The 13,112-nt window shown below is 67.7% G+C and carries 12 protein-coding genes; 6 read left to right on the top strand and 6 right to left on the bottom strand.

Annotated features, from left to right (window positions below; all coding sequences use genetic code 11):
- The 3 genes from gyrA to BM249_RS16545 form a co-directional block, all read right to left on the bottom strand.
- The coding region (gyrA, locus tag BM249_RS16555; RefSeq protein WP_091974106.1) for a DNA gyrase subunit A at positions 1-2,642 on the bottom strand (2,642 nt) is incomplete at its 3' end.
- A 497-nt stretch (positions 2,643-3,139) separates the two neighbouring features.
- Entirely contained in the window at positions 3,140-3,706 is a 567-nt protein-coding gene (ssb, locus tag BM249_RS16550; protein WP_091974116.1) for a single-stranded DNA-binding protein, read from the bottom strand.
- A gap of 211 nt (positions 3,707-3,917) precedes the next feature.
- Positions 3,918-4,949 (bottom strand): NADP-dependent oxidoreductase, encoded by a 1,032-nt coding sequence (locus BM249_RS16545; RefSeq protein WP_091974104.1) that lies wholly within the window; start codon positions 4,947-4,949, stop codon positions 3,918-3,920.
- A 125-nt stretch (positions 4,950-5,074) separates the two neighbouring features.
- Between BM249_RS16545 and BM249_RS16540 the strand changes: the two genes are divergently transcribed.
- Positions 5,075-5,449 (top strand): DUF4174 domain-containing protein, encoded by a 375-nt coding sequence (locus BM249_RS16540; protein ID WP_244528829.1) that lies wholly within the window; start codon positions 5,075-5,077, stop codon positions 5,447-5,449.
- Positions 5,450-5,512: 63 nt separating this feature from the next.
- Here BM249_RS16540 and BM249_RS16535 read toward each other — a convergent pair whose 3' ends face one another.
- The gene (locus BM249_RS16535) at positions 5,513-6,040 is read right to left on the bottom strand and encodes a hypothetical protein (RefSeq protein ID WP_091974100.1); all 528 of its coding nucleotides are present in this window, start codon (positions 6,038-6,040) and stop codon (positions 5,513-5,515) included.
- 316 nt (positions 6,041-6,356) lie between these two features.
- Here BM249_RS16535 and BM249_RS16530 point away from each other — a divergent pair, with 316 nt between their 5' ends.
- The 4 genes from BM249_RS16530 to glpK all read left to right on the top strand — a co-directional run bounded on the left by BM249_RS16530 (position 6,357) and on the right by glpK (position 10,768).
- Entirely contained in the window at positions 6,357-7,079 is a 723-nt protein-coding gene (locus BM249_RS16530; RefSeq protein ID WP_177232438.1) for a phosphodiester glycosidase family protein, read from the top strand.
- A 259-nt stretch (positions 7,080-7,338) separates the two neighbouring features.
- On the top strand, positions 7,339-7,578 hold the full coding sequence (locus BM249_RS16525) for a hypothetical protein (RefSeq protein ID WP_091974098.1): 240 nt from the start codon (positions 7,339-7,341) through the stop codon (positions 7,576-7,578).
- An 88-nt stretch (positions 7,579-7,666) separates the two neighbouring features.
- Entirely contained in the window at positions 7,667-9,187 is a 1,521-nt protein-coding gene (locus BM249_RS16520; protein WP_091974097.1) for a glycerol-3-phosphate dehydrogenase, read from the top strand.
- A 66-nt stretch (positions 9,188-9,253) separates the two neighbouring features.
- Complete coding sequence (gene glpK, locus BM249_RS16515) at positions 9,254-10,768, top strand: glycerol kinase GlpK (protein WP_091974095.1); 1,515 nt, start codon at positions 9,254-9,256, stop codon at positions 10,766-10,768.
- Positions 10,769-10,802: 34 nt separating this feature from the next.
- On the opposite strand, the gene BM249_RS16510 is transcribed toward glpK, so the two are convergent.
- Together BM249_RS16510 and lipA are read right to left on the bottom strand one after the other, a co-directional pair.
- Positions 10,803-11,270 (bottom strand): type II toxin-antitoxin system RatA family toxin, encoded by a 468-nt coding sequence (locus BM249_RS16510; protein WP_091974093.1) that lies wholly within the window; start codon positions 11,268-11,270, stop codon positions 10,803-10,805.
- Positions 11,271-11,279: 9 nt separating this feature from the next.
- Positions 11,280-12,254, bottom strand: a complete 975-nt coding sequence (gene lipA, locus BM249_RS16505) for a lipoyl synthase (protein ID WP_091974091.1) — start codon at positions 12,252-12,254, stop codon at positions 11,280-11,282.
- Positions 12,255-12,520: 266 nt separating this feature from the next.
- Between lipA and BM249_RS16500 the strand changes: the two genes are divergently transcribed.
- Positions 12,521-12,982: a PRC-barrel domain-containing protein gene (locus BM249_RS16500; RefSeq protein WP_091974089.1), complete on the top strand. Its 462-nt coding sequence runs from the start codon at positions 12,521-12,523 to the stop codon at positions 12,980-12,982.
- Positions 12,983-13,112 lie beyond the last annotated feature (130 nt).

Genomic DNA, 13,112 nt, shown 5'->3' with positions numbered 1-13,112 from the left:
AACACCGTGACCCCCTGCGAGGCGCGGCCGACGATGCGGATATCGTCGACGGGCACGCGGATGAGTTGTCCCGCATCGGTCACCAGCATGATCTGGTCCGAGGGCTGGACCGGGAAGGAGGCCACAAGGGTGCCGTTGCGGGCGTTGACCCGCATGGCGGTGATGCCCTTTCCGCCGCGTCCCGAGGTCCGGTACTCGTAGGATGATGTGCGTTTGCCGAAGCCCCGCTCCGACAGGGTGAGGACGAACTGCTCGTGCGCGCCCATCTCGTTGTAGCGCTCGAGGGAGATGGTGGCCTCGCTCGTGGCCTCGTCGGTCTCGGGTGCATCCTCGCCCTCGGTGCCGTCGCCGATGACGGCCCGACGCATCTTGAGGTAGCCGGCGCGTTCCTCCGGACTCGCCTCGAAGCTGTTGAGGATCGTCATGGAGATGACGCGGTCGTCCTTGGCGAGGCTGATGCCACGCACGCCCGTGGAATCCCGACCCTTGAACACCCGCACGTCTTCCACGGGGAAGCGGATGCACTGACCGTCCTTCGAGGTGAGCAGAACGTTCTGGTCGGCGCGGCAGATCTCGACGTGGACGATGTGATCGCCTTCATCCAACTTCATGGCGATCTTGCCGGCGCGGTTCACCTGCACGAAATCCGAGAGCTTGTTGCGCCGGACGCCGCCGCTCGCCGTGGCGAACATGACGTCGAGGGTCTCCCAGGACTTCTCGTCCTCGGGCAGCGGCATGATGGTGGTGATGCGCTCTGTGCCCGGATCCATGGCGAGGATGTTCACGAGGGCCTTGCCCCGCGCGTTGGGGGCGGCGAGCGGCAGGCGCCAGACCTTCTCCTTGTAGACCTGTCCCTGGTTGGAGAAGAACAGGATCGGCGTATGGGTGTTGGCGACGAACAGGCGGGTGACGAAATCTTCGTCGCGAGTCGCCATGCCCGAGCGGCCCTTGCCGCCCCGGCGCTGCGCCCGGTAGGTCGAGAGCGGCACGCGCTTGACGTAGCCGGCATGGGACACGGTCACCACCATGTCCTCGCGCTGGATCAGGTCCTCGTCCTCGACGTTGGAATCCCAATCGAGGATCATCGTCCGGCGGGGCGTCGCGTAAGCCTCGCGCACCTCGGCGAGCTCGTCCTTGACGATGCCCATGATGCGCAGGCGCGAGCGCAGGATGTCGAGGTAATCGGCGATCTCGTCGGCGAGCTTCTGCAACTCGTCGCCGATCTCGTCGCGGCCCAGCGCCGTGAGGCGCTGCAGGCGCAGGTCGAGGATGGCGCGGGCCTGGATCTCGGAGAGGCGGTAGGTGTCGTCGTCGTTGATGCGGTGACGAGGGTCGTCGACCAGCGCGATGAGGGGCGCGATGTCGAGGGCCGGCCAGTCGCGGCCCATCAGAGCCTCGCGGGCGGCGTTCGGATCGGGCGAGGTGCGGATGAGGCGGATCACTTCGTCGATGTTCGCCACCGCGATGGCGAGACCGCACAGGACGTGGGCGCGTTCGCGGGCCTTGCCGAGGAGGAACTTGGTCCTCCGAGAGACGACCTCCTCGCGGAAATCCACGAAGGCCTGAAGCAGGTCCTTCAGGTTCATGAGTTCGGGGCGGCCGCCGTTGAGGGCCACCATGTTGCAGCCGAACGACGATTGCAGGGGCGTGAACCGGTAGAGCTGATTCAGCACCACGTCGGCCATGGCGTCGCGCTTGATCTCGACGACGATGCGCATGCCGTCGCGGTCGGATTCGTCGCGAAGGTCCGAAATGCCCTCGACGCGCTTCTCCTTCACCAGTTCGGCGATCTTCTCCATGAGAGTCGCCTTGTTCACCTGATACGGGATCTCGGTGAAGACGAGGGCCTCGCGCTCCTTGCGCAATTCCTCCACGTGGGATTTCGCCCGCATGACGATGGAGCCGCGCCCGGTGGCGTAGGCTTGGCGGGTGCCGGCGCGACCGAGGATCGAGCCGCCGGTGGGAAAATCGGGGCCAGGCACGAGTTCGAGCAGGGCCTCGAAGGACAGGCCGGGATCGTCGATGAGGGCGACGCAGGCGTCGATGAGTTCGCCGAGGTTGTGCGGCGGGATGTTGGTGGCCATGCCCACCGCGATGCCACCGGCGCCGTTGACGAGGAGGTTCGGGAACCGGGCCGGCAGGACGGTCGGCTCCTCGCGCGACTCGTCGTAGTTCGGCTGGAAATCGACGGTGTTCTTGTCGATGTCGGCGAGCAAAGCCGTGGCGGGCTTGGCCAGGCGCGATTCGGTGTAGCGCATGGCCGCCGGCGGATCGCCGTCAACGGAGCCGAAATTGCCCTGCCCGTCGATGAGCATGAGCCGCATCGAGAAGTCCTGGGCCATGCGGACCAAGGCGTCGTAGATCGATTGGTCGCCGTGCGGATGGTAGAGACCGATGACGTCGCCGACGATGCGGGCCGACTTGACGTATTTGCGCTCGGGCAGGTGCCCGCTCTCATAGGCCGAGTACAGGATGCGCCGGTGCACGGGTTTGAGGCCGTCGCGGGCATCGGGCAGCGCCCGGCTCACGATCACGCTCATGGCGTAATCGAGGTAGGAGCGGCGCATCTCTTCCGTGATGGAGACCGGCTTGATGTCGGAGGCGGGGGGCGCTCCGGCGCCAGGAATGTCGTTCTCTGCCAAGGTCTTGGTTCTCTGCCTGGGGCGCCCGGGACGGGGGCGTCGGATGCCGACGACCTATCACGGGGAAATCATTTCGAAAGGGGAGATCGGGCCGGCTCGCGGGGACGAGCCGAGCCGCGCCGGCCCCTCGCCCGTCCCATACACGACGGGCGCGAAAACCGCCACCGAATCGGGTCGGTTCGCCCGGAGAAAGACGTGGACCGGCAACGGTTTGTCGGTGCCGGACCGGCCGAAGGCCCATGGGCGCCGAGGCGGGGCGGGCCACTCGGACGAACGCCTTTAAGTTCCTTCGGACCGGCGGCGTTCGGTTAGCCTCGAGCGCCGCTCGGCACCTGCCGATCCAGCAACCACTCTCTTCGAGGGAACGCCGGAGCATTCAGCAATCGCGCGTCATCCCGTTGGCGACGGCGGGGCGCGGCCTTCGCCGCATCGGAAACGAAAAAGGCGCGGTGCCCCTCGGCGCCGCGCCTGCGTGAAAAATATCGAACGACGGGATCCTAGAACGGAATATCGTCGTCGAGGTCGTAGTTCGGCTTGGAGCCGCCACCACCACCGCTCGATGGGGCCGGCCGCCGGTCGCCGCCGCCGGATGAGCGACCACCACCCGGGGCGCGGCCACCACCGTAATCGCCGCCGCCACCGCCATAATCGCCGCCTCGGCTGATCTGGCCGCCACCCTCATCGTCCATGCCCATATCGCCGCCGCCGCCCGAGCGACCGTCCAACAGGGTGAGTTCACCGCGGAAGCGCTGGAGCACCACCTCGGTGGTGTACTTCTCGACGCCGGACTGGTCGCTCCATTTGCGGGTCTGAAGCTGGCCCTCGATATAAACCTTCGACCCCTTGCGCAGATACTGCTCGGCGACGCGGGCGAGGTTCTCGTTGTAGATCACCACCGAGTGCCACTCGGTCTTTTCCTTGCGCTCGCCCGACATCTTGTCCTTCCAGGACTCCGATGTGGCGATGCGCAGGTTCACCACGGGATCGCCGGAGCCGAGGCGCCGGGTCTCGGGATCGCGCCCGAGATTGCCCACCAGGATCACCTTGTTCACGCTGCCGGCCATGCCGCTCTCCTCTCGATCGATCTCACCGCGCGCCGAAACGCCGTCCCGTCCCATCGCGGGCGGGGCGTGCGTTCGACGCTCCTGTCATGGGCCGCTCCAGGGCGCCGGGCAATCGTCGGCCAATGGGTTGTCCCCGAGACACACGGGCGCTCCACACGCTCAAGAGTTCTATCTTTGTTCCCACCGGACGGCAATCTGGCGGGCGCCCCGATCACGAGATCCGCACAAGCAACTTTCCGAAATTGCGGCCCTTCAGCAGTCCGGCGAAGGCCGTCGGCGCATTCTCGAGGCCGTCGACGATATCCTCGCGATGCACGATGGCGCCCTCTTTCAGCCAACCGCCGACGTCGCGCAGGAACGCGGCCTCCTGATCGGCGAAATCCCACACGATGAACCCCCGGAGCGTCAGCCGTTTCGACAGCACCGCGCGCATGAGCAGGGGGATTCGGTCGGGGCCGGGCGGCAGGTCCGTGGCGCTGTAGCCGGAGACGAGGCCGCACACGGGAATGCGCGCGAAGGGGTTGAGCAGGGGCAGCACCGCATCGAACACCGCGCCGCCGACATTCTCGAAATAGACGTCGATGCCGTCCGGGCAGGCCGCCGCGAGGACGTCGGCGAAATCATCGGCCCGATGGTCGAGGGCCGCGTCGAAGCCGAGGGTGTCGCGCAGATAGGCACATTTCTCCGGCCCTCCGGCGATGCCCACCGCCCGCGCGCCCTGCCGTTTGGCGATCTGCCCCACGAGGGAGCCGACGGGGCCGGCGGCGGCGGCCACCACCACGGTCTCGCCGGGCTTCGGCGCGCCGATGGTGAGGAGGCCCGTATAGGCGGTCATGCCCGGCATGCCGAGGACGCCGAGCGCCGTGGTGACGGGCGCCACGGCGGGATCGAGCTTACGCAGGCCCTTGCCGTCGGAAATGGCGAAATCCTGCCAGCCACCGAACCCCACGACGGTGTCGCCGGGCAGGAAATCGGAATTGTTCGACGCGACGACGTCAGCCACGGTGGCCCCCACCATGGTGTCGCCGATGGCCACGGGCTCGGCGTAGGATTTGGCCGCGCTCATCCGTCCGCGCATGTACGGATCAAGGGAAAGGTAGCGGTTGGCGAGCAGCACTTCGCCCGCGCCGGGCGTCGGCACCCGGCTTTCCTCGAGGCGGAAATGGCTTTCGTTGGGCTCACCGTGCGGACGGGCCGCCAGGACGATGCGGCGGTTCACAGTGCCGAGGTTCGGGGTGGTCATGCGCGATCTCCCGTTGATGGGTTCGAGCACGGCAGATGGGGTGTGGGGCCTGGAAGGCAAACGCGCGTTTCGTGCGTTGACCGTCTTCGAGACAGGAGGGCGCGATGGTTCGGGAGGTCCTGACGATGGGTGCGATTCTAATCGCCGGCGCAGCCGCAGCGGCGGACGATCCCCTGGCGGCCCATCGCTGGAAGGCTCGAGTCGTGGTGATCGCGGCGCCGGCTGCCGACGATCCCCGTCTCGTGCGGCAGCGGACGGACCTCGCTTCCGTGGCGAACGGCCTGCGGGAGCGCGACATCACCGTCATGGAGGCCGTGGGCGATGGGGTCGAGGCGCGCCGCCTACGCGCCCGCCTGGGGCTCGAAGAGCCGGCATTTCGGGTCCTGCTCGTGGGCAAGGACGGCACGGTGAAGCGAGCGGATGAGCGACCGGTCTCCCCGGATGCCCTGTTCGCCACCATCGATGCGATGCCCATGCGGCGGGACGAGATGCAACGCTGAGGCGCAACGAAAAGGGCCGCCCGCAGGCGGCCCCGTTCATTCGAACGTCGCCTGTTCGAAAGCTCAGTAGCAGCGCTCGACGAGGACGCGACGATAGCCGTAAGGCGTCCAACGCGTGCGGGGCACAACGTAGCAGCCACCATCGTAGCCGTAGGCGGCGGGGGCGTAACCGCCGTATCCGTAGCCCACGGGCGCGTAGCCGCCGTAATAGCCGCCGTATCCACCATACCCGCCGTAGAGCCCGCCCGCCGCGAGGCCGAGGCCCACGCCGAGGCCGAGGCCGCCCAGGCCGTAACCGATCCCCCGGCGATAGCCGTAGCCGCGTCCACCGTAGAACCCGCCGCGATAGCCGCCGAAGCCGCCCCGGTATCCACCGAAGCCGACACCGCGATAACCGCCGCCGAAGCCCCCGCGATAACCACCGAAACCACCCCGGAAGCCACCACCGCCGAAGCCGCCGCGGAAACCGCCTCCGCCGAAGCCGCCGCCATGGAAGCCGCCACCGTGGAATCCCCCACGGGCTTCGGCCGTGGCGGGGATCATCGCCAGGGCGCCGACCAGGGCCGCCGAGGCCAGAACAACCTGCTTCATCTCAACTTCTCCGAGAGATCGTCGCGTGTCCCCCAACGGCATCCAAACGCGGGGGGCGACACAAGGGTTCAGTCCCGCGACGGTTTTGCCGAAATCGTGATGCGTCCGGAAGGTGACCCCGTACTCTGCTCACCTCGGTTCAACACCGCTTTCCCTTCCCTCGAAACGCCGGCCCAACGCTCGGGACGGCTTGAAAACCAACGTGCTTTCGCGCGAGGAAGCGCGTCGCGGCCGTCCTCCCTCCTGCCCCAGGGTCTTCGCGATGTATCGTCCCGAGAAACAGGTCGTCACGGCGCGCAAGGGGATCGCCGCCGCCATGCTCGTCGGTGTGGTTGCTTTCGCGCCCCCGGCCCCGGCGGCGCCCGCGCCGGCCGCACCCTGCCGTCCGGTCCAGGCCGAAGGAGAAACCTACACCATCTGCACCGTCGACCTGCGCCGCGAGAAGGTGCGTGTGTTCTGGCGCGGTGCCGATGGTCAGCCCTATTCCTCGCTGTCGACCCTGGCGGACAAGCAGGGGCCGTCCCTCCGCTTCGCCATGAATGCGGGCATGTACGACAAGGATCAGGCCCCCGTCGGGCTCTATGTCGAGGACGGACGCGAGTTAAAGGGGGTCTCGACGGCCAATGGGCCGGGCAACTTCCACCTCAAGCCCAACGGCATCTTCTACGTGAAGGGTGACCGGGCGGGCGTCCTCGACACGGCGCGTTATCTCCGGGTGAACCCGAAGCCCGATTTCGCTACCCAATCCGGGCCGATGCTGGTGGTGGACGGCCATATCCATCCCAAGATTTCCAGTGACGGGCCGAGCCAGAAGATCCGCAACGGCGTCGGCGTCCGCGATGACGGGCGCACGGCGATCTTCGCCATCTCCGAGCATCCGGTGAGCTTCGGGGCCTTCGCGCGCCTCTTCAAGGATACGCTGGGCTGCCGCAACGCCCTGTTCCTCGACGGCAGCGTGTCGAGCCTCTACGCCCCGGCCCTCGGCCGTTCCGACCTCAGCCGGCCGCTAGGTCCCATGGTCGGGGCCTTGGCGCGCTGAAGGCCGGAGGAGAACGCTTTCACGAAGTCGAAAACGCTTTCCGGAGTTGAAGACGACCGACATCCATAAACTTTTCGGCGGTGACGACGCGATTTGGTGTTGATCTCGTCAACACGCGGACATGATTGCGGTCCATGCACATCACAGGCCGCCGGGACGATCCCTGGGATCGGAGAGGCCGCCATCGAACGCCCCCCTGAATCATCCAGTCCCCGGTCCGGCCGTAAGCCAACCCGGTCGTCATCATAGGATCAGAACCGTGAGCTTCACCGTCCACGCGCGGGTTTCCCTGCGCGCGCTCTCCTATCAGCACGGTTCGATCATGGCTGCCCTGGAGCAGGGCTTGTCCCTCCTCACCGCCGGCATGTCCGACGTACGGATCGTCGATGGGAGCGGCCGCAGCCACACTCCAACGGCGCTCTACGCCACGCTGTTCGGCCCCCGCATCGCCGAGCCGACGCGCGAGGCGGAGAAACCGGTCCTGCCCCTGGCCGCGTGAACCCATCGCCGACGTAGCGGGCGGATTGCCTCCGACACGGTGTGAGGGCCAATAAGGGCTGTCGTTCAAGGTCCGGTCCGGAGGTCTCGTGACGGATGCCCCTGCGTCGCCCGATTTCTACGACCTCGCCATCATCGGCGGCGGCGTCAACGGCTGTGGCATCGCCCGCGATGCGGCTGGGCGGGGCGCGCGGGTTATACTGTTCGAGCAGGGCGATCTTGCTGGCGCCACCTCGTCGGCCTCGACCAAGCTCATCCATGGCGGCCTGCGCTATCTCGAACACGGGGCCTTGCGCCTCGTGCGCGAGGCGCTGATCGAGCGTGAGATCCTGTGGGGCCTCGCGCCGCACATCGTGACCCCGATGCGGTTCGTTCTGCCGCATGCGGCAGGACAGCGGCCGGCTTGGCTGCTGCGCCTCGGCCTGTTCCTCTACGATCACCTCGGTGACCGCCGCGCCCTGCCGCCGACCCGCACCCTGGACCTCGCCCACGATCGCGTCGGGCTGCCCCTGCGGCCGGGCCTGTCGCGGGCCTTCGAATATTCCGATTGCTGGGTGGACGATGCCCGCCTCGTCGTTCTCAATGCCCTCGACGCTGCCGAGCACGGCGCCGCGATCCGGGTCGGGACCGAAGTGATGGCGGCCCGCCGCGCCGACGGCCTGTGGCAGATCGAGGTTCGGGCGGCCGGCGTGACGACCCGCGTGCGGGCGCGGGCGCTCGTCAACGCCGCCGGCCCATGGGTCGCCGATATCGGCACCCGCATCCTCGCGCGCGGAGCCGGCGCCAAGATTCGCTTGGTTCAGGGCAGTCACATCGTGGTGCCGGCCTTGTTCCACCACGACCGGGCTTACATCGTTCAGAACGACGACGGTCGGATCGTTTTTGCCATCCCGTACGAGGGGCGGTTCACCCTCATCGGCACCACGGACCGGGATTATCGCGGCGATCCGGCCCAGGTCGCCGCAGGCCCGGACGAGATCGCCTATCTCTGCGCCGCCGCGAGCCGGTGGTTCCGGAGGCCGGTACAGGCGCCGGATGTGGTCTGGAGTTTCTCCGGCGTGCGGCCGCTCTACGACGACGGCGCCGGCGCGGCTCAATCCGCCACCCGCGACTATGTCCTCGACCTCGAAGTGCCACGGGGAGAAGCCCCCCTGCTCGCGGTCTTCGGCGGCAAGATCACCACCTATCGGCGCTTGGCCGAGCACGCCCTCGCACGTCTGGCGCCCCATCTGCCGGGCTTGGCGCACCGACCCTGGACCGAGACAGCGCCCCTGCCCGGCGGGGATTTCGGCCGCGACGGCGTTCCGACCCTAGTGTCGGACCTGTGCGCCGCCTACCCTTGGCTCGCGCAGGCCCATGCCCAACGGTTGGCACGCGCCTACGGCACCCGCGCGACGGCGATCCTGGGCCATGCCACGAGCCTCGCCGACCTCGGCGGTGTGCTCGGAGCCGACTTGACGCGGGCCGAGGTCGATTATCTCGTGCGCTGCGAATGGGCGCGTACCGCTGACGACGTCCTCTGGCGCCGCTCGAAACTCGGGCTGCACCTGAGACCGCACGAGGTCGCGGCCGTCGAAGCCCACCTCGACGGTACGGCCCGGGCGGCGTGACAGCGAGGGTCTTTTCCGCTGAAGCGGGCAGCGGTTCGGCGAAAGAAACGCGCGGAGGGAGCCGGCATGTCGACATTCGTCCTCGCCATCGATCAGGGCACGACCTCGACGCGGGCCATGCTGTTCCGGCCCGACCTTTCCGTCGCCGGCTTAGCGCAGGCGGAAATCGCCCAGACCTATCCGGCTTCCGGCTGGGTCGAGCACGATCCCGAGGGCATCTGGGCGAGCGTGCTGACCACTGTCCGCGCCGTCCTGGCGCGGGCCGACGTACCAGCTGCCTCGGTCGCGGCCCTCGGCATCACCAACCAGCGTGAAACCACCGTAATCTGGGACCGCGCCACGGGCGCGCCGATCCACCCCGCCCTGGTCTGGCAGGATCGGCGCACCGCAGACCTATGCGCAAACCTGAAAGCGGCGGGACACGAACCCCTCGTGACGGCTCGTACCGGGCTCATCCTCGATCCGTACTTTTCGGCGACCAAGATCGCCTGGCTCCTCGACTTCGTGCCAGGCGCGCGTGGACGCGCCGAGCGCGGCGAACTCGCTTTCGGGACCATCGATTCCTGGCTGCTGTGGCGCCTCACCGGCGGTTTGCACGCCACCGACGCGACGAACGCCGCCCGCACCGCCCTGTTCGACATTCATCGCGGGGTCTGGGACGACGATCTGCTCGCCGTCTTCGGCATTCCCCGCGCCCTGCTGCCGGAGGTGCGGGACTGCGCCGGAGATTTCGGGACGACACGAGCAGACCTCTTCGGGGCGGCGATCCCGATCCGGGGCGTGGCCGGCGACCAGCAGGCCGCGACCATCGGGCAGGCGTGCTTCACCCCCGGCATGGTCAAGGCGACCTACGGCACCGGATGCTTCGCCTTGCTGAATACGGGGGCGGAGGCGCACGCCTCGCGCAGTCGCCTCCTCACCACCATCGCGTACCAGTTCGGCGGACAGCGCACCTATGCCCTCGAAGGCTCGATCTTCGTGGCGGGTGCGGCGGTTCAATGGTTACGGGACGGCCTCGGCCTCCTGCGCGATGCCGCCGAGAGCGGTCCCCTCGCGGCCCGGGCCGATCCCGATGCCGGAATCTACCTCGTGCCGGCCTTCGTCGGCCTGGGTGCCCCCCATTGGGAACCCGATGTCCGCGGCGCCCTGTTCGGCCTCACCCGCGACACCGGCCCGGAGGCGTTCGCCCGCGCTGCCCTGGAGAGCGTCTGCTACCAGACCCACGACCTCCTGGCCGCCATGAGAGCCGACTGGCCGCGCGGCGATGCCGAGACCGTGCTGCGGGCGGATGGCGGCATGGCCGCCTCGGACTGGACGATGCAGCGCCTCGCCGATCTCCTCGGCCTACCCGTGGACCGCCCCGTGGTACGAGAAACCACGGCCCTCGGGGTCGCCTATCTCGCGGGATGGACCGTGGGCGTCTACCCGGAGCCGGAAGCGTTCGCACGCGCCTGGCGCCTGGAGCGGCGCTTCGGCCCGACGCTGTCGTCGGCCGACCGGGCCAAGCGCCTCGACGGCTGGCACCGAGCCGTCCGGGCGTTGCGCGGCATGCGGGCGCCCCTCGAAGGCCCGTCATCCTGAACGGAAATTCTCGACCTCCGGGGGACTTGCCGAATCACCTGACCGGCGCGGCGGCGCCGTAAATCGTGTCTGCGCGCGCCTCGAACGCATCGGTGAACTTGCGGAAGGCCCGGTCGAACATCGTGCCCATGAGGAGCCCGAGGGTGCGGCTCTTGAATTCGTAGGTGATGAAGAAATCGACGTTGCATCCCCCACCGGGCGCCTCTTTGAAGCCCCAACGGTTCTCGAGATGCCGGAACGGCCCGTCGATGTACTCGGCAACGATCCTGAGGTTGGCCGGGTCGAGGGTCACGCGGGTGGTGAAGCGCTCGCGGATCGCCTTGTAGCCAACCCCCATCTCGGCCACGAGGATCTCCGTGCCGCCCTCCCCCGGCTGCCGGCGCAGCACCCGAAGGGACTCGCACAGGGGCAGGAATTCGGGATAGCGTTCGACATCGGCGACGAGATCGTACATCGCGCGCGGACTGTGCCGCACGAGGCGGTCGATACGAAAGGACGGCATCGGGCCTATCTAGGCGCTGACCGCACCGGGCGCCAGACGGGCGAGGCGCGCCATCTTCAACCGCGCGAAGTCTTCCCCCGCATGGTGAGACGAGCGGGTGAGCGGCGTCGCCGAGACGAGGAGAAAGCCCTTGGCGTAGGCCGTCGTTTCCAAGCCCTTGAACTCGTCGGGCGGCACGAAACGCACCACCTCGTGGTGCTTCTTCGTCGGCTGGAGATACTGGCCGATGGTGAGGAAATCGACATCCGCCGAGCGCAGGTCATCCATGAGTTGGACCACCTCGTTCCGCTCCTCGCCGAGGCCCACCATGATACCGGACTTGGTGAAGATCGTCGGATCGAGTTCCTTCACCCGCTGCAGCAGGCGTACGGAGTGGAAGTACCGCGCTCCGGGTCGAACCGTGAGGTAATTGCCCGGCACCGTCTCGAGATTGTGGTTGAACACGTCCGGACGGGCGGCCACCACCGTTTCCAGGGCGCCGTCCTTGCGCAAGAAATCCGGCGTGAGGATCTCGATGGTGGTCGAGGGGCTCACCCGGCGGATCGCCCGAATGGTCCGGGCGAAATGCTCGGCGCCGCCATCGGCGAGGTCGTCCCGGTCGACCGACGTGACGACGACATGATGCAGGCCGAGCTTCGCCACGGAATCGGCGAGCTTCTCGGGCTCGTCGGCATCCAACCCCTGAGGCAGGCCCGTGCGGACGTTGCAGAACGAGCAGGCACGGGTGCAGGTGTCGCCCATGATCATGAACGTCGCGTGGCGCTTCTCCCAGCACTCGCCGATGTTCGGGCAGCCGGCCTCCTCGCACACGGTGACGAGGTTGTGCTCGTGAACGATCCGATTCGTCTCGGCCCAACCGGGCGAGCCCGGGGCCCGCACCCGAATCCAATCGGGCTTGCGCTGGATCGGCTTGTCCGGCTGATGCGCCTTCTCGGGATGCCGGGGGCGCTGATCGTTGCGCAGGAGGTCGAGGACGACGGCCATCTCACACCAAACGGGTCCGGCCGTGACGGCGGGAGCCACGGGTCAAGATCTAGGAGCTTGCGGTCTCCATCGCAAACGGGGAGTCCAGGGTTCGAAAACGCCTGGACGAATTTGTCAGTCCCCCTCCGACGTGTCGCAGACCGTACGCCGATGCACGTTTTTCATGCACGGGTACCACCGGCGACGGAACCCTCCCGACCATCTGCCGTTACCGACGGCATTCGCGCAGCGCGTGCTGCTGCGTAAGGTTCGAGAAGGAAAACCCCATGGCCCCGAAGTCCGTCCTCGCCGCTGCCCTCGTGGTGGCGCTGCCGTCGCTCGCCCTCGCTCAGGAGACCGTCAAGCCGGCGACGCCTGCTACGACGACGTCCGCAACGACCGCGGCGACCGGCGGCATGACCATGGCCGACAAGGCAACCGTGAAGGTGACCTACGTGACGGCGCAGCCCGCCGACGTCATGAGCTCGAAGCTCATCGGTCTCAACGTCTACAACAACGCCAACGAGTCCGTGGGTGAGATCGAGGATCTCGTCATCGTCGACGGCAAGACCATCAGCGCCGTGATCCTCGGCGTCGGCGGCTTCCTCGGCATGGGCGAGCGCTACGTTTCCGTCAGCCCGTCGAGCATTGCCCTGGAGAACAAGGACGGCAAGCTGCGCGCCCTCATCGACACCAACAAGGACGCCCTCAAGTCCGCCCCGGCCTTCGAGTACTCGAAGAAGAAGTAAAGCTTCTTCATGCACCGGTCGACGTCTTGTCGGCCGGCCCCTCGGTACGCTGTTGGTGAGTTCCGGACGAGAACCGCCCGTGCGCGAGCATGGGCGGTTTTGCATCGTGGGGAGCAGATGCTTCTTCGGT

The organism is Methylobacterium gossipiicola, assembly GCF_900113485.1.
Lineage (GTDB): Bacteria > Pseudomonadota > Alphaproteobacteria > Rhizobiales > Beijerinckiaceae > Methylobacterium > Methylobacterium gossipiicola.
The sequence above is the reverse complement of the archived record's forward strand: the minus strand, read 5'-3'. Positions and strand labels throughout refer to the sequence as shown.

What these genes read in the sequence shown, in the direction of transcription:
- BM249_RS16540 (WP_244528829.1), top strand. Translation starts at nt 5,075, where the DNA reads ATGGGTGCGATTCTAATCGCCGGCGCAGCCGCAGCGGCGGACGATCCC.
- BM249_RS16545 (WP_091974104.1), bottom strand. Translation starts at nt 4,949, where the DNA reads ATGACCACCCCGAACCTCGGCACTGTGAACCGCCGCATCGTCCTGGCG.
- glpK (WP_091974095.1), top strand. Translation starts at nt 9,254, where the DNA reads ATGTCGACATTCGTCCTCGCCATCGATCAGGGCACGACCTCGACGCGG.
- BM249_RS16535 (WP_091974100.1), bottom strand. Translation starts at nt 6,040, where the DNA reads ATGAAGCAGGTTGTTCTGGCCTCGGCGGCCCTGGTCGGCGCCCTGGCG.
- ssb (WP_091974116.1), bottom strand. Translation starts at nt 3,706, where the DNA reads ATGGCCGGCAGCGTGAACAAGGTGATCCTGGTGGGCAATCTCGGGCGC.
- BM249_RS16500 (WP_091974089.1), top strand. Translation starts at nt 12,521, where the DNA reads ATGGCCCCGAAGTCCGTCCTCGCCGCTGCCCTCGTGGTGGCGCTGCCG.
- BM249_RS16530 (WP_177232438.1), top strand. Translation starts at nt 6,357, where the DNA reads ATGCTCGTCGGTGTGGTTGCTTTCGCGCCCCCGGCCCCGGCGGCGCCC.
- BM249_RS16510 (WP_091974093.1), bottom strand. Translation starts at nt 11,270, where the DNA reads ATGCCGTCCTTTCGTATCGACCGCCTCGTGCGGCACAGTCCGCGCGCG.
- lipA (WP_091974091.1), bottom strand. Translation starts at nt 12,254, where the DNA reads ATGGCCGTCGTCCTCGACCTCCTGCGCAACGATCAGCGCCCCCGGCAT.